This window comes from Pseudomonas viridiflava, from assembly GCF_900602065.1.
GTDB lineage: Bacteria > Pseudomonadota > Gammaproteobacteria > Pseudomonadales > Pseudomonadaceae > Aquipseudomonas.
In genome coordinates this window covers 194115-216655 of sequence record NZ_UWFN01000116.1, presented here as the reverse complement: position 1 = coordinate 216655, position 22541 = coordinate 194115, and the positions used below count along the sequence as shown (strand labels likewise).

At 56.9% G+C, this 22541-nt stretch carries 25 protein-coding genes and 3 tRNA genes; 16 read left to right on the top strand and 12 right to left on the bottom strand.

Annotated features, from left to right (window positions below; all coding sequences use genetic code 11):
- Nucleotides 1-35 precede the first annotated feature (35 nt).
- From gacA to EE949_RS29945, 8 genes are all read left to right on the top strand, one after another.
- Nucleotides 36-680, top strand: a complete 645-nt coding sequence (gacA, locus tag EE949_RS06190; protein WP_162873805.1) for a response regulator transcription factor GacA — start codon at nt 36-38, stop codon at nt 678-680.
- Between the two features lies 1 nt (nt 681).
- Nucleotides 682-2505 carry an excinuclease ABC subunit UvrC gene (uvrC, locus tag EE949_RS06185; RefSeq protein ID WP_122663735.1) on the top strand — a complete coding sequence of 608 codons (1824 nt, stop codon included), beginning with the start codon at nt 682-684 and terminating at the stop codon, nt 2503-2505.
- Nucleotides 2506-2537: 32 nt separating this feature from the next.
- Nucleotides 2538-3098 (top strand): CDP-diacylglycerol--glycerol-3-phosphate 3-phosphatidyltransferase, encoded by a 561-nt coding sequence (gene pgsA / locus EE949_RS06180; protein ID WP_027898587.1) that lies wholly within the window; start codon nt 2538-2540, stop codon nt 3096-3098.
- Nucleotides 3099-3161: 63 nt separating this feature from the next.
- Nucleotides 3162-3237 (top strand) — tRNA-Gly (locus tag EE949_RS06175).
- 46 nt (nt 3238-3283) lie between these two features.
- A tRNA-Cys gene (locus tag EE949_RS06170) sits at nt 3284-3357 on the top strand.
- A 186-nt stretch (nt 3358-3543) separates the two neighbouring features.
- Nucleotides 3544-3804 (top strand): DUF6429 family protein, encoded by a 261-nt coding sequence (locus tag EE949_RS06165; protein ID WP_122663734.1) that lies wholly within the window; start codon nt 3544-3546, stop codon nt 3802-3804.
- A gap of 589 nt (nt 3805-4393) precedes the next feature.
- Nucleotides 4394-5107, top strand: coding sequence for a hypothetical protein (locus tag EE949_RS06155; protein ID WP_430735885.1), 714 nt, complete (start codon nt 4394-4396; stop codon nt 5105-5107).
- A gap of 99 nt (nt 5108-5206) precedes the next feature.
- Nucleotides 5207-5335, top strand: coding sequence for a hypothetical protein (locus EE949_RS29945; RefSeq protein WP_275898952.1), 129 nt, complete (start codon nt 5207-5209; stop codon nt 5333-5335).
- Nucleotides 5336-5408: 73 nt separating this feature from the next.
- Here EE949_RS29945 and EE949_RS06150 read toward each other — a convergent pair whose 3' ends face one another.
- On the bottom strand, nt 5409-5648 hold the full coding sequence (locus EE949_RS06150; RefSeq protein ID WP_122663461.1) for a hypothetical protein: 240 nt from the start codon (nt 5646-5648) through the stop codon (nt 5409-5411).
- Nucleotides 5649-5837: 189 nt separating this feature from the next.
- On the opposite strand from EE949_RS06150, the gene EE949_RS29405 reads away from it, so the two are divergent.
- From EE949_RS29405 to EE949_RS06130, 5 genes are all read left to right on the top strand, one after another.
- Nucleotides 5838-6014, top strand: a complete 177-nt coding sequence (locus tag EE949_RS29405) for a hypothetical protein (RefSeq protein ID WP_162873806.1) — start codon at nt 5838-5840, stop codon at nt 6012-6014.
- Between the two features lie 147 nt (nt 6015-6161).
- Complete coding sequence (locus EE949_RS06145) at nt 6162-6344, top strand: hypothetical protein (RefSeq protein ID WP_122663460.1); 183 nt, start codon at nt 6162-6164, stop codon at nt 6342-6344.
- 143 nt (nt 6345-6487) lie between these two features.
- Nucleotides 6488-7132 carry a hypothetical protein gene (locus EE949_RS06140; protein ID WP_122663459.1) on the top strand — a complete coding sequence of 215 codons (645 nt, stop codon included), beginning with the start codon at nt 6488-6490 and terminating at the stop codon, nt 7130-7132.
- A gap of 47 nt (nt 7133-7179) precedes the next feature.
- Nucleotides 7180-7758 (top strand): hypothetical protein, encoded by a 579-nt coding sequence (locus EE949_RS06135; RefSeq protein ID WP_122663458.1) that lies wholly within the window; start codon nt 7180-7182, stop codon nt 7756-7758.
- A gap of 244 nt (nt 7759-8002) precedes the next feature.
- Complete coding sequence (locus tag EE949_RS06130) at nt 8003-8416, top strand: hypothetical protein (RefSeq protein WP_122663457.1); 414 nt, start codon at nt 8003-8005, stop codon at nt 8414-8416.
- A 762-nt stretch (nt 8417-9178) separates the two neighbouring features.
- Here the strand turns inward: EE949_RS06130 and EE949_RS06120 are convergent.
- From EE949_RS06120 to EE949_RS06110, 3 genes are all read right to left on the bottom strand, one after another.
- Nucleotides 9179-9264 (bottom strand) — tRNA-Leu (locus tag EE949_RS06120).
- Nucleotides 9265-9425: 161 nt separating this feature from the next.
- Entirely contained in the window at nt 9426-11981 is a 2556-nt protein-coding gene (gene uvrA / locus EE949_RS06115) for an excinuclease ABC subunit UvrA (protein ID WP_122663455.1), read from the bottom strand.
- 63 nt (nt 11982-12044) lie between these two features.
- Nucleotides 12045-12239: a hypothetical protein gene (locus tag EE949_RS06110; protein ID WP_122663454.1), complete on the bottom strand. Its 195-nt coding sequence runs from the start codon at nt 12237-12239 to the stop codon at nt 12045-12047.
- A gap of 358 nt (nt 12240-12597) precedes the next feature.
- Here EE949_RS06110 and EE949_RS06105 point away from each other — a divergent pair, with 358 nt between their 5' ends.
- Entirely contained in the window at nt 12598-12975 is a 378-nt protein-coding gene (locus EE949_RS06105; RefSeq protein WP_122663453.1) for a helix-turn-helix domain-containing protein, read from the top strand.
- A gap of 57 nt (nt 12976-13032) precedes the next feature.
- Here EE949_RS06105 and EE949_RS06100 read toward each other — a convergent pair whose 3' ends face one another.
- The 5 genes from EE949_RS06100 to EE949_RS06080 all read right to left on the bottom strand — a co-directional run bounded on the left by EE949_RS06100 (nt 13033) and on the right by EE949_RS06080 (nt 17872).
- Nucleotides 13033-14085 (bottom strand): DNA topoisomerase IB, encoded by a 1053-nt coding sequence (locus EE949_RS06100; protein WP_122663452.1) that lies wholly within the window; start codon nt 14083-14085, stop codon nt 13033-13035.
- Nucleotides 14086-14153: 68 nt separating this feature from the next.
- A complete protein-coding gene (modC, locus tag EE949_RS06095; RefSeq protein ID WP_122663451.1) occupies nt 14154-15242 on the bottom strand; it encodes a molybdenum ABC transporter ATP-binding protein in 1089 nt (362 codons plus the stop codon).
- A 3-nt stretch (nt 15243-15245) separates the two neighbouring features.
- Nucleotides 15246-15926, bottom strand: a complete 681-nt coding sequence (gene modB, locus EE949_RS06090) for a molybdate ABC transporter permease subunit (RefSeq protein WP_122663450.1) — start codon at nt 15924-15926, stop codon at nt 15246-15248.
- The gene (gene modA / locus EE949_RS06085; RefSeq protein ID WP_122663733.1) at nt 15927-16631 is read right to left on the bottom strand and encodes a molybdate ABC transporter substrate-binding protein; all 705 of its coding nucleotides are present in this window, start codon (nt 16629-16631) and stop codon (nt 15927-15929) included.
- A gap of 164 nt (nt 16632-16795) precedes the next feature.
- Nucleotides 16796-17872 (bottom strand): NAD(P)H-dependent flavin oxidoreductase, encoded by a 1077-nt coding sequence (locus EE949_RS06080; protein WP_122663449.1) that lies wholly within the window; start codon nt 17870-17872, stop codon nt 16796-16798.
- Nucleotides 17873-17986: 114 nt separating this feature from the next.
- Here EE949_RS06080 and EE949_RS06075 point away from each other — a divergent pair, with 114 nt between their 5' ends.
- Nucleotides 17987-18619: a TetR/AcrR family transcriptional regulator gene (locus EE949_RS06075; protein WP_122663448.1), complete on the top strand. Its 633-nt coding sequence runs from the start codon at nt 17987-17989 to the stop codon at nt 18617-18619.
- Between the two features lie 46 nt (nt 18620-18665).
- Nucleotides 18666-19649, top strand: a complete 984-nt coding sequence (locus EE949_RS06070; RefSeq protein ID WP_122663447.1) for an MDR family oxidoreductase — start codon at nt 18666-18668, stop codon at nt 19647-19649.
- 422 nt (nt 19650-20071) lie between these two features.
- On the opposite strand, the gene ada is transcribed toward EE949_RS06070, so the two are convergent.
- From ada to copC, 3 genes are all read right to left on the bottom strand, one after another.
- Entirely contained in the window at nt 20072-21169 is a 1098-nt protein-coding gene (gene ada, locus EE949_RS06065; protein WP_122663446.1) for a bifunctional DNA-binding transcriptional regulator/O6-methylguanine-DNA methyltransferase Ada, read from the bottom strand.
- 87 nt (nt 21170-21256) lie between these two features.
- Complete coding sequence (copD, locus tag EE949_RS06060; protein WP_122663445.1) at nt 21257-22117, bottom strand: copper homeostasis membrane protein CopD; 861 nt, start codon at nt 22115-22117, stop codon at nt 21257-21259.
- A gap of 3 nt (nt 22118-22120) precedes the next feature.
- Nucleotides 22121-22510 carry a copper homeostasis periplasmic binding protein CopC gene (gene copC / locus EE949_RS06055; protein ID WP_122663444.1) on the bottom strand — a complete coding sequence of 130 codons (390 nt, stop codon included), beginning with the start codon at nt 22508-22510 and terminating at the stop codon, nt 22121-22123.
- Nucleotides 22511-22541: the final 31 nt, after the last annotated feature.

Sequence of the window (22541 nt, the reverse complement as noted above, 5' to 3'; positions counted from 1 at the left end):
CCGTATTCGTTATGACCGTTCTGCGAGGTGTCTGCTTGATTAAGGTGCTAGTTGTTGATGACCATGATCTTGTCCGGACAGGCATTACGCGCATGTTGGCTGACATCGATGGGCTTCAGGTGGTCGGCCAGGCCGACTCCGGTGAGGAGTCGCTGAAGAAGGCGCGGGAACTGAAACCGGACGTCGTGCTGATGGACGTCAAGATGCCGGGCATTGGTGGTCTTGAAGCCACACGCAAGCTGTTGCGTAGTCATCCCGAGATTAAGGTAGTGGCCGTTACAGTGTGCGAGGAAGATCCTTTTCCGACGCGTCTGCTGCAGGCCGGTGCTGCTGGCTACATGACCAAAGGTGCCGGTCTGGCCGAAATGGTGCAGGCCATTCGTCTGGTATTTGCGGGGCAGCGTTACATCAGCCCGCAGATTGCCCAGCAACTGGCCCTCAAGTCGTTCCAGCCTCAAGTCAACAACTCGCCTTTCGATCTACTCTCGGAACGTGAGATCCAGATTGCTTTGATGATCGTCGGCTGCCAGAAAGTCCAGACCATCTCTGACAAGCTGTGTTTGTCCCCTAAAACCGTAAATACCTACCGTTACCGTATCTTTGAGAAGCTGTCGATTGGCAGCGATGTCGAGCTGGCTTTGCTGGCGGTACGTCACGGCATGGTCGATGCCAGCGCCTGAAATGAACCCACCGTTTGACCCGAGTGCTTTTCTTGCAACCTGTAGTGGCCGCCCTGGTGTGTATCGCATGTTCGATACCGAAGCGCGTCTGTTATACGTGGGCAAAGCCAAAAATCTTAAAAACCGTCTGGCGAGTTACTTTCGCAAGACCGGTCACGCGCCGAAGACCAGTGCGCTGGTTTCGCGGATCGCCCAGATTGAAACCACGATCACTGCCAACGAAACCGAGGCACTGCTGCTAGAGCAGACGCTGATCAAAGAATGGCGTCCGCCTTACAACATTCTGCTGCGTGATGATAAGTCCTACCCTTATGTCTATCTGTCGGAAGGCAATTTTCCGCGTCTGAGCATTCATCGTGGCGCCAAGAAACCCAAAGGCCGTTACTTCGGGCCTTATCCCAGCGCTGGCGCGGTGCGGGAGAGTCTGAGTCTGATGCAGAAGACCTTCCTGGTTCGTCAGTGCGAAGACAGCTTCTACAAGAACCGCACCCGGCCGTGCCTGCAATATCAGATCAAGCGCTGCAAAGGTCCTTGCGTCGGGCTCGTCGAGCCAGAGGTTTATGCGGAAGACGTGCGCCACTCGGTGATGTTCCTCGAAGGTCGCAGCAACACCCTGACCGACGAGTTGAACGCATTGATGGAAAAAGCCGCCATGAGTCTGGATTTCGAACAGGCTGCCGAGTTGCGGGACCAGATTGCATTGCTGCGCCGGGTTCAGGATCAGCAAAGCATGGAGGGGGGCACCGGTGACGTTGATGTGGTGGCGGCGTTCGTCAATCCAGGCGGCGCTTGTGTGCACTTGATCAGCGTGCGTGGTGGCAGGGTGCTGGGCAGCAAGAATTTCTTCCCTCAGGTCGGGATCGAGGAGGAGGTGGGCGAAGTCATGTCGGCCTTCCTGTCGCAGTATTTCCTGGGAGGTGTCGACCGTGAGCTACCTTCGGAAGTCATCGTCAACGTGCTGCATGACGATTTTCCGACGTTAATTGATGCCATCGAAGAGTCCCGTGGTCGCGAGCTGGTGATCAGCCACCGGGTGCGCGGCACCCGTGCGCGCTGGCAGCAGATGGCGGTGACTAACGCGGAGCAGGCGCTGTCGGCGCGGCTCGCCAATCGTCAGCATGTGGCGGCTCGCTTCGATGCATTGCAAAAAGTCCTCAAACTCGATGAGCCGCCGCTGCGCCTTGAGTGCTATGACATCAGCCATTCCAGCGGTGAAGCCACCGTTGCATCCTGCGTGGTATTCGGCCCTGAAGGCCCCATCAAGTCGGACTACCGCCGCTATAACATTGAAGGTGTGACTGCCGGCGATGACTATGCCGCCATGCATCAGGCGCTCACCCGGCGATTCAGCAAGCTCAAGGACGGCGAGGGCAAGCTGCCGGATATTCTGCTGGTCGACGGCGGTAAAGGACAGATGTCGATGGCCCGCGATGTGTTGAACGAACTGGCGGTGCCTGACCTGATTCTGTTGGGTGTCGCCAAAGGCACGACCCGCAAGGCCGGGTTCGAAACCCTCTATCTGAATGACTCTGCCCATGAGTTCACCTTGCCGGGAGATTCTCCGGCGCTGCACCTCATTCAGCAGATCCGTGACGAAGCTCACCGTTTTGCGATCACCGGGCATCGGGCGCGACGCGGTAAGACGCGGCGCACCTCAAGCCTTGAAGGTGTCGCTGGGGTAGGGCCTACAAGGCGTCGAGACCTGCTCAAACACTTCGGTGGCTTGCAGGAATTGTCCCGTGCGAGCATCGAAGAAATAGCAAAAGCACCCGGAATCAGTAAAAAGCTTGCAGAGTCGATTTATGCAAACCTGCACAGCGAGTAGAATGCCCGCTCACCTCGTAGCAAGTTGTGCCGATGAATATCCCTAATCTGATCACCGTTCTACGTGTCCTCCTGATTCCGATCTTCATTCTGCTGTTTTACTTGCCGTACCATTGGAGCTACATGGCAGCCAGTAGCGTCTTCGCTTTCGCAGCGGCGACCGACTGGCTCGATGGTTATCTGGCCCGTCGTCTGGAGCAGAGCACGCCGTTTGGCGCGTTTCTCGATCCGGTAGCGGACAAGCTGATGGTTGCAGTTGCACTGGTTTTGCTGGTTCAGGCCCACGCCAATCTCTGGCTGACATTGCCCGCTGCGGTGATTATCGGCCGTGAGATCGTTATTTCCGCATTGCGCGAATGGATGGCCGAACTCGGTGCCAGGGCGCAGGTTGCGGTGTCGAACCTTGGCAAATGGAAGACAGCTGCGCAAATGTTGGCGCTGGTCATCTTGCTGGCCAATCCGCCCGCGTTTACGTTCTGGGTGGTGCTGGGTTACGTCCTGTTGATTCTCGCTGCCGGCCTGACTTTGTGGTCAATGCTGCAATACCTGAGGGCCGCGTGGCCGCACTTGAAAACCACGGCAGATAAAAAATAAGTTTTTAAAACAAAGGGTTGACGGCGCGGTTTGAATCTATAGAATAGCGCCCGTCACCAAGACGCGGGAATAGCTCAGTTGGTAGAGCACGACCTTGCCAAGGTCGGGGTCGCGAGTTCGAGTCTCGTTTCCCGCTCCAAGTTTGTACACATTGAGTGTTTGCGGTTTAAGCACTGAATGTTTGAGGCCGAGTAGCAAAATGGTTATGCCGCGGATTGCAAATCCGCTTACGCCGGTTCGATTCCGACCTCGGCCTCCACTATTAAAAAACCCGAAGATTAACGTCTTCGGGTTTTTTATTGCCCACGATAAAACCATTCCTTGTATTTTTAGGCTTTTGAGTTGACTCGTTCATGAGTCTTGCAGTCGCGTGCCCTCTGGCTCACTGCCAGAGGGCTGGACGAGACAGCGAATTATCATGGTGAACGTCAGAGGACAAATGATTATGAAGTACGACGAAAAATTAATTGAAGAGGCCGTGCTCGCACTGTTGGCAACCTTCAGTTTCAACAACGGCAATGCATGGAAAGGGTTCGACTACGAGATCATGAACCGGCTACACGAGCATAGTTTCATCGATGATCCTGTTGGTAAAAAGAAATCGGTCTGGTTAACGGCCGAAGGCCGCGAGCGGGGCCGAGAGATAGCTGACCGGCTATTTGGTACGGGCGCTCAAGCGGGGGCTGCATCCAGTACTGAGAGCTGACTTACAGCGACGATCTCATGTCGGGCGTAGTGAATTCAGTGCCTAAAGTCACAAGGCTATCTCACGCTTTGCTCAGGCAGGAAAGGGCCAGGCGGCGTGTCGGCCGTCGGGACGGTCTGGAAAAGATGGGGTATATGGTGTTTTATGCCGTCGAATTTTCAGGATTGTCAGACAATGAGAATGGATGAGCAGTATTTCGAGGACTTCCGGTGTGTTGTTTGTGACTGTCGACCCTTTGATCCGAGTGAAGGAACCCTCAGCGGCCTTTACGGCATTGAGGATTTGGTAGGTGAGCCGTGCGCAGGCTGTGGCCACGCCATGACTTTTGAAGACCTTGAGGCCATGACGCATGCGGCCGAGCTTCATATGATCAGGTCGCTGTTTGCACCAGGCTGACATTGGTTAACACGCTCACGTCATCGCACTGGCGTGAGCCGTCTGCGGATAACGCGACAATCTCGCCGCCGATATCGCACTTTTTCCCGTTTTCCCGATCTATGTCTGTCCCGGCCGTGCCGATTTCCTGCGCGGACAACTGCAAGACATGGTGCCGATGGATCGCCCGTTACCTGTATTTCTCGTTCGATGGATGCGCCGACCACTGTTGTTGGCGGCGATTTTTTTACTGGGTGTCGGCGGTTGCAGCCAGCAACAGAGCCGCGATATTGCCAGTCAGTTCAGCAAAGGCAAGCCGGACGAAATTTTCCAGACCAGTGTTGATCGCATGGCTACGCTAGGCATGCACGACAACCTGCAAAGCCTGTATCTGCTTATGAACAAGCTCTATCTGCGCAACCCCAGCCAGTGGCGTCAGTCGGGTTATACCGATGCCGTCAGTGCTGCGCGGGCAATCCGTCAGGCCATCGAGCAGCGTCAGCCGCTCCCTGCGCTTGGGGACCGCCGTGATCTGGCAGCACTTAGCTATTCCCTCAGTCCAGAGTTTCGTGGCGACCGTGTTGGCGCTTTCATCTACGCGATCGGCAGCATGCTTATCACGGCGCATGGCGGACGCACCGAGTTTTACGTGACTGACTCAATCAATCCACAATTCGTCAGCAACGCCGCGCGTAATATCGAGAAAGCCACCTGGCTACTCAGTCAGCGCCAGGATGCCAATGGCGTGTTGCTGCTGTTTTCCAATGAGATATCGGACCAATCCAGCAATCTCAGTTTTGCTGTCGAGTTTGGCAAGATCGTCGCGCGCCTTGATCTGCTTGCGCAGATTCTCGATGAGCGCTACCGGCGCATCGGTCTCAATTACGCTCAGAGCTTGTTGCTGATGAATTTCCTGCCGGTGCAGTAGTGGTTCGGCTTGATATTACTGTTTCAGGATGAGCGGCAGATGATTTGAACTGCTGCAACCTCAAGGTGCCGAAACAGGAACACCCATGAGGACAGCGTGATGACTGAAGAAAAGAAAGAACCTAATGAAGAAACCAAGAAAGACGACACACCGGCTCACTCCACCCAGGAAGAGCGGGAACGCCTGAAGGACTTCAATAAGGGCGGGATCCCGCCCGGCGCCTGCTGATCGATCAGCTATTCGTCGTTATTTGTGCCCTATTTCAAGGGCGCAGATAGCGATGAGCCGGTGCCCACAGGCGTTATTCAAACCGCCCCCGCACAATTCGCCCAGTCTTCACTTCATCCGCAAAACCCAGCAAGCTGGCTTCTGAGGTCTGATAGTTATTCACGATCTCCTGCATCGCGTCCGCCTCTGCCTGATTGCCCGCTTCCGCCAGGGCGTTGGCCTTCCCGTGCAGATCAGCAGCCGACCATTTGAGCAGAAATGCCGCTGAAATCAGCGCCTCGCGAAGTTCCTGATTGTCCTTGACCGTGTTCATATTGCTTCCCTGTGTAAATGGAAAAGACTCCGTCTGACTGGAATTGCGAATAGTCAGGATAGTTACCGAGCGGAAATCAACAAGGACCTGCGCGAGAAATGGCGACGCGATAGTCCTTCCACCGCCTTCGCTAATCTCTGGCAGGCTTTGTGATTTAATAGAGCCGTTTTTCAGAAGGAGTAAGTGATCATGGATAAAGCTTTTCGCCAACCGATGTTTATCGTTGGAATACCGCTGACAATCTGCGGGTTCGTATTTGGGCTGAATGGATTGCTGGCAGAGCGTACATTTGCATACATGGCGCCAGGCCTGTTGATTCCAGGACTGGTTTTCATGCTCGTTGGGTGGAAGCAGCGGAATAAGTGATTAGCCAATCGAATCAGGAAAGGGGGGATCTGTCCCAGCCGTCATCTCTACGGATCGACCGGCATCGTTCTGATTATCAGGATTTGACCAGTCAGTTTGAATTGTCGGCAGCTCTCCCTGTCAGCTTTCTTTTAGGGAGGAAAGCTCATGGCAGTCACACTGAAAACGCTCACGGGTGAGGAAATCCCCACCGAACATCGCCGTCCAGGCCTTGATGCTTTGATCGTTGTGCAAAGTCATGACGGATCACTTCATTATCTGGAGTCCGACGAAGAAGCGGCGAATCTAGTGGTAGATCTTCATAAGGAAGATCAAGAGGAGGGCGGCTGAACAGGCATGGCGTACTGGCTGCTCTAGGGCAGTGGACCAATTGGCATTATCACGCCATCATGTCGCGCCTGCGTGGTCGGAGTGAACAAAAAGCCCGGCTATAGCGTCGGGTTTTTAGTTGTCGAGTGCATAAGGACATGGTCATGCGGGTTGTCTCGTTCGTAACTTTTTTTGCTGTAGCACTTGCTGGTTGCTCTGGAATTCCTTCTGTTCCATACGAAGAGCCTGCCCAATCAGAGGGCGTGGCGCGTGTTCGCGTTATCACTAACTCCAGCGTGTATGGAGACAGCATCACTGGCAGCTGCGCCCCGACTACCCGGCATATGATGGCTGACGCCGGACGTTTCGGACGGGATGGGACAGCGAACATCAACTATCCGCAGTTCCCTCTCAAGTCGGCGAACATTGGCATGCCCAATAGAGTTGCGCCCACTCTTGCTGAATACGTCCCGGCAATACGGATGGGCGAGGGCGTGTACAAAGAGATAGTCACCGAGTACCGCGTCAGGGCTGACAAGCCATTCCAGATCGCAACTCTGGGCGCAACCATTGGCAGCTATGGCAGCACTTACTCGTCCTGTGGGGGCCAGGCGCTCGTTTACAAACTGGAACCTGGTAAAGACTACGAAGCGTTGGTCGGGGTGGGTACCAGACCCAACAAAAATGGCGGGCAAGCGGTTGTTTGCATGCTCGGGGTTATCGAACTTTTGCCTTTACCTGGCACTTCAATTGTCATCCCCAAAAGGCTGACGCCTGCAGAGCCGCCGCAGGTGGTCTGCAAAAACTAACATGCACAGCCCGATGCTATCCTCGGGCTTTTCGAAGAGAGATCACAATGCGTTTCTGGGCAGGAACCGTAGTAACGGCAGCTTTGGTAGTGTTGGCAGGGTGCAGCGCTTCTACTGCCCAAAAAATTGATAAATTCGCCACCCTGCGTGCCTGGGAGTTCTACCGTACAGACATTAAGTACGGATATTTTGACGAAAAAACTGGCGTCCGCCTGGCCGGGAATTTTCAGCCAGCGATGCTGCCGTTGAGGATTGCAGACAATGATGAATGGATGGACTTCACCGCTGAAAAGCGCGGCGGCTACATTATTTTTGGCAACCGTTTACAGCGAAAGACATTTCCGACGGGCTTAGAACCCATCGCAGAATTTATTGCCTGGGCTGATCTACCCACGACGCAGCGCACGGTGAGCGCTAAAAAACTAAATGCGAGGGATGAGTTCACCTCCATTAAGGCGCGAGTTGTGACTGAAAACGGCACAGGTGAACCTCTACTGATTTTCAAGAAAAGCTCGCTTTCATTCACGAGTCCGTCGACCTATTCGATAGATCTGCCCAATGCCAGAGAGATGGTGCGTAGAGCCTTTATCTGGAACAGTGCTGCCGAATCGAAAGTACCTGACTGACTGTCGAGCTTCATGCTCGACAACCCTCTACCTCCGTACTTGCTCTGGTGTCATGACGGCGGCGCGTAAGGGCCGGGCATTGACTCGATCATGAACGACCGTGCCTGCGGCAACCTGCTTCAAGAAACCCGCAATCTGGGCGGTTATTTTTGTCTTTAGGTACTCTAAACACCCTGTGTCGTTCGGAGAGCGTTAGCGTTGCGTGCTACCTTACTGAGATCAATGACCGAGCACGGAATCAGGAATGCCAGCGCTAGCTAGAAACCTTGTATTTATCTTATTTCCCTTGTCCTTGGCCGCACTGGGCTACTCCGTTGAAGGATTCCGGGATAATCCTGCGGATGCATCAAGTGCCTATGGGCTTCCACCTGTTGTAATGTATTTCGTCGTGTTGATGGCGGTGGGTACTTTTTCACTGTGTCTGGCTGGCCTCGGCAAGCTATTAGAGCGTCAGTCGACACTGGGTAGCGGTAAGAACATAGTCCTGCGGCTGCTGTGTTATTCGCCGTTGTTACTGTCAGCATGTCTGACCGCTTTGGTAAGTGCAGCCTACGCCCTGAACTCAATGGCTGGCTTCGCTGCACTCGTTCTTTCGCTGATTTCAGCGGCAGGCGTTTTGTATTGGCTAGCACGTGGACCTGCCGCGAATCAGAGGTAGCCGATTAGCGATAGTTTTGTAATAAGCCCGGCCTGACCTCTGGGCTTTTTTGTGTCGCGGATTTATCTGTAACTAGCGAAGTCACGGGGTGACTAGATGTCTGCTTTTAAGCTTGCACTTGTTTCTCGGGCGGTACTGAGCTTGTTTTTTCTAGAAGATTATGGTCTGCCGCAATCCATACCCCATAAGTATTGAACAGCCTTTCCTGAACCTTCAGTAAAAGCGGAGCGGATGCGGGATATTCAGGGGGCATGATGTCGCTTAGTAAAGATCTCAGACTATGGGGCGCTGGAGAGAACTCTACGGATGGATGTTCCGCCCTTAGAAAATCCTGTGCCCCCTGAAGCAACTGATCTTCAGTCATGGATTTGAAAACTGCGGCGCACAAGAACGAAAAAATGAAACATGCTAATAGGACCAGGCTGTTTCCGATTAAAAGCCCGACGATTAGTGGGCTGAGAAAAGCTCGCCCAATGTATGGGAGGGGCTTCAAGCACCTCACCAATGACGTGTGGTTAACAGCCAAGGCTGTGACTGAGGCGGTCAACTGGCTGTTCCGGCCGGATTTCAATCAGTAAAGCCCAAGTACTGATTAGCCAGAGCTTCACAACAGGGCTCGATCAGCTCTGGACCGTTAAATGCAGCTGAGCTGGTTTTTTCGAGTCGGCAGGACGCCGGGATAGGTGTGGAAATCTGGAATTGCGGCAATTTAAACAACAAGGGCTTACCCGATAAAATCGCGGTAAGCCCTTGTTTTAAATGTGGTGCCCCGAGCCGGGGTCGAACCGGCACGTCCAAAGGACGAGGGATTTTAAGTCCCTTGCGTCTACCAATTTCGCCATCGGGGCGGTAGCGCTGAAGAGCAGGGAATATATACATCCAACCCCCTTGAAGCAAGCCCGCAAGATATTGAAATAAGACAAGATCTTGCTTTTGCGGCTGGAAAAAAACGGCTGGCCCTATTCTGCGGTTGGTTGAGGCCCCTGGTTGCGCCAGTGGCGGTGATCAATTACGTGTTAACGACCTGCTTCAAAAATGGCGCTGTGCGGCTCGCCTTAACCTTGATGATCTGTTCAGGCGTGCCCGCAGCGACAATCTGGCCGCCCTGATCGCCCGCGCCGGGGCCGATGTCGATGACCCAGTCACTCTGCGCCACGACGCGCATTTCGTGCTCGACCACTACGACGCTGTTTCCGGCGTCCACCAGGTGATTGAGCTGTTTAAGCAGACGGTCGACGTCAGTGGGGTGCAGGCCGGTGGTTGGCTCATCCAGCACGTACAAGGTGGCGCCCCGCTGGGTGCGTTGCAGCTCGGTGGCCAGTTTGATGCGCTGCGCTTCACCGCCCGAGAGTTCGGTCGCCGGTTGTCCAAGACGCAGGTAGCCCAGGCCGATATCGCGGAGCACGGTCAGCGGCCGCAATACGGCAGGTTGGTCTTTGAACCGTTCAACGGCGTCATCTACGGTGAGCCGCAGTACCTCGGCGATGTTCAAGCCTTGCCATTTGACGGTCAGGGTTTGCGGGTTATAGCGTGCGCCATGGCAGGTAGAACAGGGCGCATAAACGCTGGGCATGAACAGCAACTCAACGCTGACAAAACCCTCGCCTTCGCACACCGGGCATCTGCCTTTGGCCACGTTAAAAGAGAACTGTCCTGCATCGTAGCCCTCATTGCGGGATTGCGGGGTCGCTGCGAAAAGCTTGCGAACCTGATCGAAGAGCCCGGTGTAGGTCGCAAGGTTCGAACGGGGCGTACGACCGATAGGCTTCTGATCAACCTTGACCAGTCGGCGAATGGCGTCAAGGCCCGCGATGACGCTGCCGCTGGCAGACTGTGGCGCATCGTCTTCAAGGCTAGGGGTTTCTGCGTCGTTGTTTTCAGTGGCATGCCCCAGATGGCCGCCTACCAGCTCCAGCAAGGCGTGGCTGACGAGGCTCGACTTGCCTGATCCGGAAATGCCGGTCACGGAAGTGAAGCAACCGAGCGGGAATGCGGCGCTCAGATTGTTGAGGTTATTGCGGGTGACGCCTTCCAGTTTTAACCAGTCCCTGGGCTGACGTCGCTTGGGTTTGCTGGCTTTGCCCGTCGCGAACAGATGCAGGCGGGTTTGTGATGCCTCTACGTCGGCCAGGCCAGCGGGCGGCCCGCTATACAGAACGCGCCCGCCGTGTTCGCCAGCAGCAGGGCCGACGTCGATCAGCCAGTCGGCGCGCCGCATGGTTTCCAGGTCGTGCTCCACCACGAATAGCGAGTTGCCCGCATCTTTGAGGCGCTGCAATGCGTTGAAGAGTGCCTCGCCATCGGCGGGATGCAGTCCGGCCGATGGTTCGTCCAGCACGTAGATGACGCCAAACAGTTGGGAGCCGAGCTGGGTCGCGAGCCGCAGCCGTTGCAATTCGCCGGACGAAAGCGTGGGTGTGCTGCGCTCAAGCGCCAGATAACCGAGGCCCAGATCTGTCAGCGTGCTGACTCTGGCCAACAGGTCCTGAGCAATACGCTGTGCCGCGATACGCTTTTCAATGGAAAGGTCATCTTTGAGCGGTGCGTCTGACGCGGCAACCGGGCGCAGCACCTCTGCGAGCTGCAGGAGGGACATTTGCGCCAGTTCGCCAATATCGAAACCGGCGAATTTTACCGAGAGCGCGGCTTGAGTGAGGCGCTTACCGTCACAGAGTGAGCATGGGCTGCCGATCATGAACTGTGCGACGCGCTTTTTCATCAGTGCGCTTTGGGAATGGGTGAAGGTGTGCAGCACGTATTTTCGGGCGCCGGTGAAGGTGCCCTGGTAGCTCGGCTCCAGCTTCTGCTTCAGTGCTTTACGGGTTTGCGCAGGTGTCAGGCCCGCATACACCGGGGCGGTGGGTTGTTCACCAGTGAACAGGATCCAGTCGCGCTGCTTCTTGGGCAGGTCTCGCCATGGAATGTCCACGTCATAGCCCAGAGTGACCAGGATGTCCCGCAGGTTCTGGCCCTGCCACGCCGTTGGCCATGAAGCAATGGCGCGCTGGCGGATGGTCAGCGAGTCATCCGGGACCATCGACTGCTCGGTGACTTCATAAACCCTGCCGAGCCCGTGACATTGCGGGCACGCGCCTTGCGGCGTGTTGGGCGAAAAGTCTTCGGCGTACAGCATGGGCTGTCCTGCCGGGTAGCTGCCCGCTCGTGAGTAGAGCATGCGGATCAGGCTCGACAGTGTCGTGACACTGCCTACTGAAGAGCGTGTGCTCGGTGTGCCGCGTTGTTGTTGCAACGCGACTGCGGGCGGCAATCCTTCAATGGAGTCCACGTCAGGTACACCGACCTGATCAATCAGCCTTCTGGCGTACGGTGCGACCGATTCGAAGTAGCGGCGCTGGGCTTCGGCATAGAGCGTCGAAAAAGCCAGCGAGGATTTGCCCGAACCCGATACTCCCGTGAATACAACCAGGGCATCACGGGGAACGTCGACGTCGACGTTCTTCAAGTTGTGTTCGCGTGCGCCGCGGACCCTGACAAAACCGCTGTGTTGCAGTGGTTCAGCGGATGAAAGCGGCTTTTGGTCAGGGGGCGTGTGTTGTGAAGTCATCGTCCAGCCTTGTCGTTCAAAATGGCGACGGCAGGGCGCGCGCCTGTTGCAGGAGGGAGCAGATCAGGGTTTGAGCTTGTCGGTGTCGGGCTGTGTCGGGACCTTCGGGGCATGGCCCTGATCGTCCTGCTGATTGCCCGTTTGCGCCTCTTCGGTTCTGGACTCTCGAGTGCGCTGCTGATGGTCGGCAATGTCAGCCGGGCTTTGCTCCGGGTCGTTGAGATTGTTGCCGCGATTAGTGCGTTTGTCATGGGGCATCTTCGATCTCCGTCAGTTACAGAATACGATCAGGCAAGACTGCGGATCGTTCAATCGGGTACGTGGCAATGCACGCAGCCGCACTTCGTCGGCTGGTTCGCACGCAATGACAAGGCAACCTGTCGGCTTGAGAGGGGTCATCGACGTGTGGGTTTTGCTTTTGGCCGGCGTGGTCTCGCAGTCGTCTGGAGTGCTCAGGCGTAGATGTTTTGCAGCCAGTTACATATGTCAGAGTTGTTGGTTTTTCATGTAGGACCGGTCCTACAGTCTCTTCGCCTGTTGTGCCGAGTTCGGTATTGGCGGTTTAATTCCGTGATGTCTGATGAACTAACGGACCTTGTGTGGAGCAAGCAGATCCATGAAAGAGATAGGTAAAAGGCTCCGTGAGGAGCGCGGGCGGCTAGGGCTGTCCCAGCGTGATTTTGGTTTGCTGGGGGGCGTCGCAGCCAATGCCCAAGGCAAGTATGAAGGCGGTGAGCGTGCACCCAGAGCGGATTATCTCGCGGCATTGGCCCGGGCTGGTGTTGATGTTCAGTACGTCCTGACTAATCGTCGGGCAGCACGAGTCAAGACAGACAGCGCGCCAGGCAAACTTGATGATGGACCGGCCAGCCCGGAACTGTTGTTGGCTGAAGTCCAGCATGCCGTCCGGCACTTCGTGTCGACCCTGGAGGAGCTGTCCAGCGGCTACGAAACTGAAGACAGGCGCACCGAGGTTGAAAAGCTAAAGCCTTGATCACAACGCGACATGCTTCTGTCGCTGACTTGCATCCTTTCAAGCGCCGGTTGCGCGTCATGCTTTGCCCGATGACTCAATAGCGACTTTTTCCGCCAGATTCTGCAGATAAGTTGCGAGGGCAACTTCTTCCAGGCGCAAGCCTTTACGTTGCCGGGTTCGCGGTAACAGGGCGAGCTCACCGAGCAGGAAGCCTTCCAGTACCGCCGGATGGATATAACACTTGCGGCAGATCGCAGGGGTGTTCCCCAACTGCCGGGCGACCTCCTTCACCATCTCGACGATATGTTTTTTTGCGTCTGCTTCAGGTTCCCAATGCAGCTTGCGCAGTGTGGCCAATGCCAACGCGCTGCCCGCCCAGGTACGGTAGTCTTTGGCCGTAAAGTCCGCGCCTGTGAGCTGATGCAGGTACGCGTTGATATCCGAAGAACTCACGGTATGGCGTTCGCCTTTGTCGTCCAGATACTGGAACAGGTTCTGGCCAGGCAACTCCATGCAGCGTTTGATGACCTTCGCCAGTCGGCGGTCGGTGACGCTGATCTGATGCTCGACGCCGCTCTTGCCGCGAAACTCAAACAGAATATCGTTGCCACGCACCTCAACGTGTTTGTTGCGCAAGGTGGTCAATCCATAGGAACGGTTGTCCCGGGCGTACTGGCTGTTGCCAATGCGGATCAGTGTCGCATCGAGTAGCGAAACTACAGTCGCCATTACCTTGTCACGGCCAATACCGGGCTCTGCAAGCTGCGCTTCGATTTTCTTCCGGACCTTGGGCAACGCCAGGCCGAATTCGATCATGCGTGAGTATTTGTTCTGATCACGCACTTCCCGCCAGCGTGGGTGATAGCGGTATTGCTTGCGGCCACGTGCATCGCGTCCGGTGGCTTGTAAATGTCCGCGCGGGTCAGGGCAAATCCAGACGTCGGTATAAGCCGGGGGGATGACAAGTGCATTGATGCGCTTGATTTCCGCTTCGTCGCGAATGCGTTGGCCGTCTCTGTCGAAATAGACAAACTTGCCTCGCAGGATCTTTCGGGTAAAACCGGCTTGCGTATCCTCAACGTAATGCAGGTCTGGAGGCAGTTGGTCAACGACAGTCGAATCAGGCATGGCAGCAATCCACAGGGCAGTTATGTGGATTGACCGCAGCGGTTCTCAGGGGTGCCCAGTATTTGTGATCAGGCCAGGACCGCCACCGATTTGATCTGTGCCCAGAGTTGCTGTCCCGGCACTAGCCGCAATTGATCACGCGAGTATCGGGTGATCCGCGCCAACAAAGGCGTGCCTGCCGCGTCCAGGCGGACCAGCACGTGCGCCGTATTGTCTGCGGGGATCTCGCTGATCACGGTGACTGGCAGCCGATTGAGGATGCTGCTCTGGTCGTCCGGGTGCAGGTTGAGGCTGACGTCCCGGGCCTGCACCTTGAAGCGCAAAACCTTGCCTGACGGCAGTGGCGTATGGGCAAGGCGCATGCGCAGGTCACTGTGGGGCAGGGCGACGCTGAGCAATTGATACTCGGCGTCGTAGGCAACGACAGAGCCTTCAATGACCACGCCAGCGTCGTCGCCCATGGCCATGGGTAAGTCCAGTCGCGCCAGGGTTTCGCCAATGGGACCGCTGGCCAAGGCTTTGCCGTCGCTCATGAGGACCAGATGATCGGCCAGACGCGCCACCTCGTCCTGGGAATGGCTGACGTAGAGCATGGGGATCTCCAGCCCATCGTGCAGGCGTTCCAGATACGGCAGAATTTCACTTTTGCGTTTCGCGTCCAGCGCCGCGAGAGGTTCGTCGAGCAACAGCAGGCGCGGGCTGGTCAGCAGCGCTCTGGCGATACCCACCCGTTGTCGTTCTCCACCGGAGAGCTTGTCAGGGCGTCGCTCCAGCAGGTGTTCGATGCCCAGTAACTGTGTGGCGTGGTGCAGGTCGACATGGCGCTGATCGGCCGCAATACGGCGCAGGCCAAACTCCAGATTGCCCCGCACCGATAAATGCGGGAACAGGCTCGCTTCCTGAAAAACATAACCGAGTGCGCGTTTGTGCGGGGGCACGAACAGGCTTTTGGCAGTGTCCTGCCAGACCTCATCGTTGATTTGAATGAACCCTTGCCGAGGTTTTTCCAGCCCCGCAATGCAGCGCAGGCAAGTGGTCTTGCCCGAGCCCGAGTGGCCATACAGCGCAGTCACTCCGCGCCCTGGTAAGCGTAGATCGACGTCTACGCTGAAGGCCGGGTATTCCATCTGCAACCGCACCTGGATCTCGGAAGTCATGGATCAGCTCCAGGCCGCTTTGGTCTTGCCGCTTGAGTAAAGCGCCAGAAGAACCAGGAAAGAAAACACTACCATCGAACCCGCCAGCCAATGCGCCTGCAGGTACTCCATGGATTCCACATGATCGAAGATCTGTACGGAAACCACGCGGGTCTTGTCCGGGATATTGCCGCCGATCATCAACACCACGCCAAACTCGCCGACCGTGTGCGCGAAACCCAGAATCGCGCCGGTGATGAAGCCAGGCTTGGCAAGCGGCAATACCACACTGAAAAAGGTATCCCAAGGGTTGGCGCGCAACGTCGCCGCCACTTCCAGCGGGCGTGTACCAATGGCAGAGAAGGCGTTTTGCAAAGGCTGCACAACAAAGGGCATGGAATAAAGCACCGAACCAATGACCAAACCAGGAAAGGTGAACGTCAGCGTTCCCAAACCCAGGCTTTGAGTCAGTTGACCGACAGTACCGTTAGGGCCGAGCAATAACAGCAGGTAAAACCCGATGACCGTGGGCGGTAGCACCAGAGGCAAGGCGACAATGGCCCCGATCGGGCCTTTGAGCCAGGAGCGGGTATGGGCCAGCCATAAGGCGATAGGCGTGCCGATCACCAACAGAATCAAGGTAGTCAGCGACGCAAGTTTCAGGGTCAACCAGATTGCAGCGAAGTCGGTACTGTCGAGCGGCATTTACAGTTGGTATCCGAAGGACTTGATCACAGCGGCTGCTTTTGGACCTTTGAGGTATTCAACCAGCGCTTTGGCTGCAGCGTTGTCTTTGCCTTTGTTGAGAATCACGGCGTCCTGCTTGATCGGGTCGTGCAACTCGGCCGGTACGATCCAGGCCGAGCCGCCAGTCACTTTGCCGTCTTTATAAATCTGCGACAGGGCGACAAAACCCAGCTCTGCATTGCCGGTGGACACGAACTGATACGCCTGGGTGATGCTTTGACCTTCGACAATTTTGGCTTTTGTCGCATCCGTCAGGCCGAGTTTGGCGAGTACCTGGGTGGCGGCCAAACCATAAGGGGCGGCTTTGGGGTTCGCGATGGACAGGTGCTGGTATTCATTTTTCTTCAGCACGTCGCCTTTAGCGTCGACATAGCCTTCTTTGGCCGACCACAGGGCCAGCGTGCCGACGGCGTAGGTAAAGCGCGAGCCTTTGACGATGTCGCCTTCGCTTTCCAGCTTGGCCGGGGTGGTGTCATCGGCGGCAAGGAACACTTCGAACGGTGCGCCGTTTTTGATCTGGGTGTAGAACTGCCCGGTGGAGCCGAATGCCGCGACCAGTTTATGGCCGGTGTCCGCTTCAAAATCCTTGGCAATGGCCTGAATGGGCGCGGTGAAGTTCGCGGCAACGGCGACCTGTACTTCGTCAGCGAAGGCAGAGCTCATCGCCACTGCGGCGATCACGCCTGCCAGGGATTTGAAGGCGAGATGACGAGGGAACGAGGGCATTGAAAGGTTCCATGTAAAGGCAGGGCATAAAACGACCGGGTACCGGTCGTTCGCTATATATAGAAATATATAGCGATGCCTTGTTCCGTGGGAAGCTAAGTTTATGCCCGGATGAGTTTTTCCAGCGCCTGGCGTGCAATCAGCCGGGTTAATTGTTCAGCACCATGCTCATGTTTGATCCCCACCGACTGTCCGGCCCAGAGGTTCATGAAGTCGCCGTTGCCCAAAGGTTCGGCGATTGCCCGCAAAGGTATCAGCGCACCACCCGCCGACGGGAATGCGGGTGCCAGTGGGCTCATGGGACCCAGTTCGGCCATCACCCGATTGATGATGCCCCGCGCTGGACGTCCGGTAAAAATGTTAGTCAGCGCCGTCTGGCTGCCATCCGCGGTGCGTAGCGCCTTGTAGTGAGGCTTGCTGACCTTGGCTTCGGCACAGAACAGATAGGCTGTACCGATCTGTACCGCGCAAGCGCCGAGCATGAATGCCGCGGCGATCCCGCGCCCATCAGCAATGCCACCCGCAGCAATCACCGGTACGCTGACCGCGTCCACGACCTGCGGCACCAGCGCCAGGGTGCCGATCTGTGTGGTCAGTTCCGTGCTGAGAAAAATCCCCCGATGCCCGCCAGCTTCGTAGCCCATGGCAATGATGGCGTCGCAACCATTTGCCTCTAGCCAGACGGCTTCAGCAACCGTCGTGGCTGACGAGATGACCTTGGCACCGGTTGCCTTGACTCTTGAAAGCAGCCCGGTTTCCGGCAGGCCGAAGTGGAAACTGACGACCTCGGGTTTCAACGTTTCGACCAGTTCGCAACTGGCGAGATCAAAAGGCGCACGACTGGACGCCGGGGTAGGGGCATCAAGGTCAGCGCCCAGCTCAAGGTAATAAGGCCGCAGTGCCTCCTTCCAGTTTTCGTGACTTTGCGGATCATCCTGAGGCGGTTGATGGCAGAAGAAATTCAGGTTCAGCGGTGCCTTGGTGTGTTGACGTATGAGCGCGACCTCGTCGCGGATCTGCTGTGGGGTCAGCATCGCGCACGGGAGGGAGGCGAGACCGCCAGCGCTGCCTACCGCGATGGCCATCGCGGAACCGCCTGCGCCCGCCATTGGCGCGAGAAGAATGGGCAATTCAATCCCTAACAAATCAAGGAAGCGCGTATCAGGCCAGGCGTTCATAAAGGCTCCGTGCGGTTTTTTGGGGAAACGCTATTGAGCGTGTGTGAGCGGCATTTGGCAACCGGTCACTGAGCGTATTTGACATAAGAGACGATCGGTCTAATATTGCCTCCCATGACTATACCCGCATTGAAACGCCGCCCAGGCAGGCCACCCAAGGTCGACAGGGAAAATTTCGAAACCCGCGAAGTGCTGATCCGCTGCGGCACTGAAGTACTGACTGAGCAGGGTTTTACCGCTACCGGCATCGATTACATCCTCAAACGGGTGGGGGTGCCCAAGGGCTCTTTCTATCACTACTTTCCCAGCAAGGAAGCGTTCGGCCACGCCGTACTGGAGAGCTACGCCGATTACTTCTCGCAAAAGCTGGATCGCTGGCTGCTCGATGAAACGCTGACGCCCCTTGAGCGTCTGGTGGGATTTGTGCAAAACGCCAAAGCGGGCATGGCGCGTCATGATTATCGGCGTGGCTGTCTGGTGGGCAATCTCGGGCAGGAAGTCAGCATGCTGCCTGAAGGTTTTCGGGAGGTTCTGGAGGGTATCTTTCGCGATTGGCAAACGCGCTTGAGCGCTTGTTTTCGTGCGGCTCAAGTGCAAGGTGAGCTGGCGCGTCATGCTGATTGCGATGAGTTGGCGGCGTTCTTCTGGATTGGCTGGGAAGGTGCCGTGCTACGTGCGCGTCTGGTTGCCAGTGATGCACCGCTTAACACCTATATTTCGGGGTTTCTTCGCGGGCTGCCGCAATGAACCTTTTCAAGTATTAAAAGACGATCGGTCTAAATTGGAGGCAAGCATGTTCAAAGGCATCTTGATCGAAAAAGACGACACGGGTTATCGCTCGACGCTGGCTGAGGTCAGCGAGGAATCGCTGCCGGAAGGCGACGTGACCGTTGACGTGTCGTACAGCACCCTGAACTACAAGGATGGGCTGGCGATCACGGGCGAAGGACCTATCGTACGCAGCTTTCCGATGGTGCCCGGTGTGGATCTGGCCGGAACGGTGACCGTCAGCAGCCATGCGGATTTTGCGGTCGGCGATCAGGTACTACTCAATGGCTGGGGTGTTGGAGAGGGGCATTGGGGTGGGCTGGCGCAGAAAGCCCGCCTGCAAGGCAAATGGTTGATCCCTTTGCCTGAGGCATTCAGTGCCGCACAAGCCATGGCGATCGGGACGGCAGGTTACACGGCGATGCTGGCGGTGATGGCGCTGGAAAACAACGGAGTGACGCCGGACAAAGGCGAAGTGTTGGTCACTGGAGCCAATGGTGGCGTGGGAAGTTTTGCTGTGGCCATCCTTGCCCGACTGGGCTACCGGGTAGTGGCGTCCACCGGGCGCTTGAATGAAACCTCTTACCTTGAGCAACTGGGGGCGGCCGAGATCATTGATCGGCACACGTTATCGGAACCCGGGAGGCCCTTGACCAAAGAGCGCTGGGCGGGTGCCATCGATTCGATTGGCAGTCATACACTGGCCAATATCTGCGCGGCCACTCGTTATCGCGGCACGGTAGCCGCGTGTGGCCTGGCGCAGGGCATGGAGTTTCCCGCGTCGGTCGCACCGTTCATTTTGCGTGGCATTACCCTCGCGGGCATCGACAGCGTCACCCGGCCTCGCGAGGACAGAGTGGCTGCCTGGGCCAGGCTCGCGACAGATCTGGATCTTTCGTTACTGCCGCTGATCAGCCGTGAAATCGGCCTGGGCGACGTGATCGACATCGCGCCCAGACTACTGGCGGGTGAGGTCCGGGGCAGGGTAGTCGTGGATGTAAACCGCTAGCCGCAACTGAGCCATAGTCGGGCTGCATTCGATCTGTTGGAGCCAGGCTTGCTCGCGATATAGATGACGCGGTCTGTCAGATGTACCGAGGTGCCGGTATCGCGGGCAAGCACCGCTCCCACAGGAAAACCGCGTTTCATCAGCGGCACCTGAGCCATAGTCGGGCTGCATTCGATCTGTAGGAGCCGAGCTTGCTCGCGATATAGGCGACACGGTCTGTCAGATGTACCGAGGTGCCGGTATCGCGGGCAAGCCCGGCTCCCACAGGAAAACCGCGTTTCATCAGCGGTACCTGAGCCATAGCCTGGCTGCATTCGATCTGTAGGAGCCGAGCTTGCTCGCGATATAGGCGACACGGTCTGTCAGATGTACCGAGGTGCCGATATCGCGGGCAAGCCCGGCTCCCACAGGAAAACCGCGTTTCATCTGTGGGAGCCACCGGGGGCTTGAGCCAACTCACTCTCCCGATCCAGCAATTGTTGCTTGCGCTCTACGCCCCACCGATACCCAGAGAGACCGCCGTCACTGCGCACCACTCGGTGGCAGGGAATGGCCACTGCCAGCTTGTTGGCGCCGCAGGCCATGGCTACTGCTCGAAAGGAGGTGGGCGCGCCGATGCGTTGGGCAATTTCCGCGTAGCTCGCGGTACTGCCCGGCGGTATCTCCTTGAGTGCCAGCCAGACCCGCTGTTGAAAGGCTGTGCCGCGCATATCCAGAGGCAGGTCCAGCCCCAGGTTTGGTGATTCAATAAAACCCACCACCCGAGCGATCATCTGCTCGAAATCGTCGTCCGCACCGACCAGGGTTGCGTGGCGGAACTGGTCCTGAAAGTCACGCACCAGCAACTCCGGATCGTCACCCAGCAGGATGGCGCACACGCCGAGCTGACTCTGGGCAACCAGAATCGAGCCCAGCGAGCATTCGCCAATCGCGAAATGTATCTCGGTGTCATGGCCACCCTTTCGATATTGCACCGGTTTCATGCCCAGCAACCCGTCAGACGCCGCATAGAAACGACTGCTGGAGTTGAAGCCGGCGTCGTACAGGGCGTCGGTGATCGAGCCTCCCGAATACAACTGATGGCGGATCTTTTTGGCCCGGTGTGCATTGGCATACGCTTTGGGCGTCAACCCCGTCACCGCCTTGAACACCCGATGAAAATGATAGGGGCTGAGCCCCGAACTCTCGGCAAGCTCTTTCAAACTGGGAGCAATATCTGCGTCTTCGATGCGACGACAAGCGCAGGAGACCAGGGCGGCGTGCATCCGTGCGACATGGCTTTGGTCTGCTGCGGCACGTTTGCTGGGTCGATACCCGGCCGCTTCGGCTTGCTCGACGCTGTCAAAAAATACAACGTTATCGGGGTTGGGCAGGCGCGACAGACTGCTCGGGCGGCAGTAGACGCCAGTGGTCCGTACGCCGTAGACGAACTGCTCGTCTGCTGAGGCATCGCGGGTCAGCACCGCTTTCCAGCGCGGGTCATTTTCGGTTGCCGACGATGATGATTTGTTGCGTGTCATGAGCCGATACCTTGCACGGATACGATGAGCCTCAGCTTATTGGGCGAGTGGACCGCCTGCACTCCGGGTCTTGCGGTCAAATTCGATTCAGTCGGCAAGCATCGGCGGCAAGGTGCCCAGCAGAGAAACCGCCGCCAGTGCGGCCATACCAAACAGGCATTCAAACGCTACGCTGATACGCACCCGGTCTAGCCGCACCGTGCCGCGATTGAGCGCCAGTCGGTTGAACAGTGCGAGTGCGAGCATGCACAACACCATGGCCACTTTGATGCCGAGCACCAGGCCAAAGCCGGACAAAGCGGGCGTCGGCCACGGCGCACCACTCATGACCCGCACGTTGACCAATCCAGTCAGGATAATCAGCGCCACCATGACATAACCGAAGCCGCCAAAGCGCAGCAATACCCCTCGCATATCGACATCCGAGGGTTTACGCAGCAGCGTCAGCAACAGACCTAGACCGCCCAGCCATGCTCCGACCGCCAACAGATGAACGAACTGGTTGAGGATCAGCAACTGACCGTATACACCGTCGAACATCGCCACGTGTCCAATGGGGGCCAATGTCGCCAGCAGCAAGGTAGCGAGCAGCAGATACAACCATGGCAAGCGCTGGTTGCGGACCAGTAAAAGCAGCAGCGCCAGATTCAAAACCATGTGCCAGACCCACAACTTGCCGAAAGCCGTGTGGCCAAGGACCAGTAGCAAGGTTGTCGGGGCCACGCTATCCGCCCAGCTGCCGGCCATGCTCGCAGCGGTCAGCATCAGCCAGGCAATGGCGCTGGCCAACCCGAGCGCTGTAAGCCATCGCAGGACCTTGATCGGCTGAAGGTGAGCTGCGCGAGCCAGGTGAGTGCGCAACAGGAGCTGCTGTGAAAGATAAATCCCGAACAGCATCAGCAGCACCCAGAAGTGCACGAAGCGACACAGGATGAGTGCGGTCTGCATGAATCAGGGGCTTACGGTGAAGCTATAGCTGCCTTCGCTCTTGTGCGTGTCAACGGATACTGCGTGCCATTCGACCTTGTAGTCTCCAGCCGCCAGCGGCGAGGTTGGCGTGACGATGAGGGTTTTCTTGTCGGCGGGATCAGTTGCAATACCAGGGACCGGCTCAACCAGAGTTTTGCCACCCGGGGTGGTTGAGGTAATGCTGACTTTGGTGAATTTTTCTTCAACGCCTTCCGAGAAATGCAGGCGTAGCTCCTTGGGGCTGCTGACGGTGCTACTGGCAGCGGGCAACTGGCTCTCCAGGTGCGCGTGAGCCATTGCATTGGAGGCCGCGGTCAGGGAAGCGAGAAGGGTCAGAGTCGAGAGGAGGTGCTTGAACGGTTGGGCAGACATCAAAAAATTACCTGTTTGCGGAAGCTGGATT

Excerpts from the sequence above, each read along its gene's own strand:
- uvrC (WP_122663735.1), top strand. The coding sequence starts at position 682 with ATGAACCCACCGTTTGACCCGAGTGCTTTTCTTGCAACCTGTAGTGGC.
- pgsA (WP_027898587.1), top strand. The coding sequence starts at position 2,538 with ATGAATATCCCTAATCTGATCACCGTTCTACGTGTCCTCCTGATTCCG.
- EE949_RS06165 (WP_122663734.1), top strand. The coding sequence starts at position 3,544 with ATGAAGTACGACGAAAAATTAATTGAAGAGGCCGTGCTCGCACTGTTG.
- EE949_RS06155 (WP_430735885.1), top strand. The coding sequence starts at position 4,394 with ATGCGCCGACCACTGTTGTTGGCGGCGATTTTTTTACTGGGTGTCGGC.
- EE949_RS29945 (WP_275898952.1), top strand. The coding sequence starts at position 5,207 with ATGACTGAAGAAAAGAAAGAACCTAATGAAGAAACCAAGAAAGACGAC.
- EE949_RS06150 (WP_122663461.1), bottom strand. The coding sequence starts at position 5,648 with ATGAACACGGTCAAGGACAATCAGGAACTTCGCGAGGCGCTGATTTCA.
- EE949_RS29405 (WP_162873806.1), top strand. The coding sequence starts at position 5,838 with ATGGATAAAGCTTTTCGCCAACCGATGTTTATCGTTGGAATACCGCTG.
- EE949_RS06145 (WP_122663460.1), top strand. The coding sequence starts at position 6,162 with ATGGCAGTCACACTGAAAACGCTCACGGGTGAGGAAATCCCCACCGAA.
- EE949_RS06140 (WP_122663459.1), top strand. The coding sequence starts at position 6,488 with ATGCGGGTTGTCTCGTTCGTAACTTTTTTTGCTGTAGCACTTGCTGGT.
- EE949_RS06135 (WP_122663458.1), top strand. The coding sequence starts at position 7,180 with ATGCGTTTCTGGGCAGGAACCGTAGTAACGGCAGCTTTGGTAGTGTTG.
- EE949_RS06130 (WP_122663457.1), top strand. The coding sequence starts at position 8,003 with ATGCCAGCGCTAGCTAGAAACCTTGTATTTATCTTATTTCCCTTGTCC.
- uvrA (WP_122663455.1), bottom strand. The coding sequence starts at position 11,981 with ATGACTTCACAACACACGCCCCCTGACCAAAAGCCGCTTTCATCCGCT.
- EE949_RS06110 (WP_122663454.1), bottom strand. The coding sequence starts at position 12,239 with ATGCCCCATGACAAACGCACTAATCGCGGCAACAATCTCAACGACCCG.
- EE949_RS06105 (WP_122663453.1), top strand. The coding sequence starts at position 12,598 with ATGAAAGAGATAGGTAAAAGGCTCCGTGAGGAGCGCGGGCGGCTAGGG.
- EE949_RS06100 (WP_122663452.1), bottom strand. The coding sequence starts at position 14,085 with ATGCCTGATTCGACTGTCGTTGACCAACTGCCTCCAGACCTGCATTAC.
- modC (WP_122663451.1), bottom strand. The coding sequence starts at position 15,242 with ATGACTTCCGAGATCCAGGTGCGGTTGCAGATGGAATACCCGGCCTTC.
- modB (WP_122663450.1), bottom strand. The coding sequence starts at position 15,926 with ATGCCGCTCGACAGTACCGACTTCGCTGCAATCTGGTTGACCCTGAAA.
- modA (WP_122663733.1), bottom strand. The coding sequence starts at position 16,631 with ATGAGCTCTGCCTTCGCTGACGAAGTACAGGTCGCCGTTGCCGCGAAC.
- EE949_RS06080 (WP_122663449.1), bottom strand. The coding sequence starts at position 17,872 with ATGAACGCCTGGCCTGATACGCGCTTCCTTGATTTGTTAGGGATTGAA.
- EE949_RS06075 (WP_122663448.1), top strand. The coding sequence starts at position 17,987 with ATGACTATACCCGCATTGAAACGCCGCCCAGGCAGGCCACCCAAGGTC.
- EE949_RS06070 (WP_122663447.1), top strand. The coding sequence starts at position 18,666 with ATGTTCAAAGGCATCTTGATCGAAAAAGACGACACGGGTTATCGCTCG.
- ada (WP_122663446.1), bottom strand. The coding sequence starts at position 21,169 with ATGACACGCAACAAATCATCATCGTCGGCAACCGAAAATGACCCGCGC.
- copD (WP_122663445.1), bottom strand. The coding sequence starts at position 22,117 with ATGCAGACCGCACTCATCCTGTGTCGCTTCGTGCACTTCTGGGTGCTG.
- copC (WP_122663444.1), bottom strand. The coding sequence starts at position 22,510 with ATGTCTGCCCAACCGTTCAAGCACCTCCTCTCGACTCTGACCCTTCTC.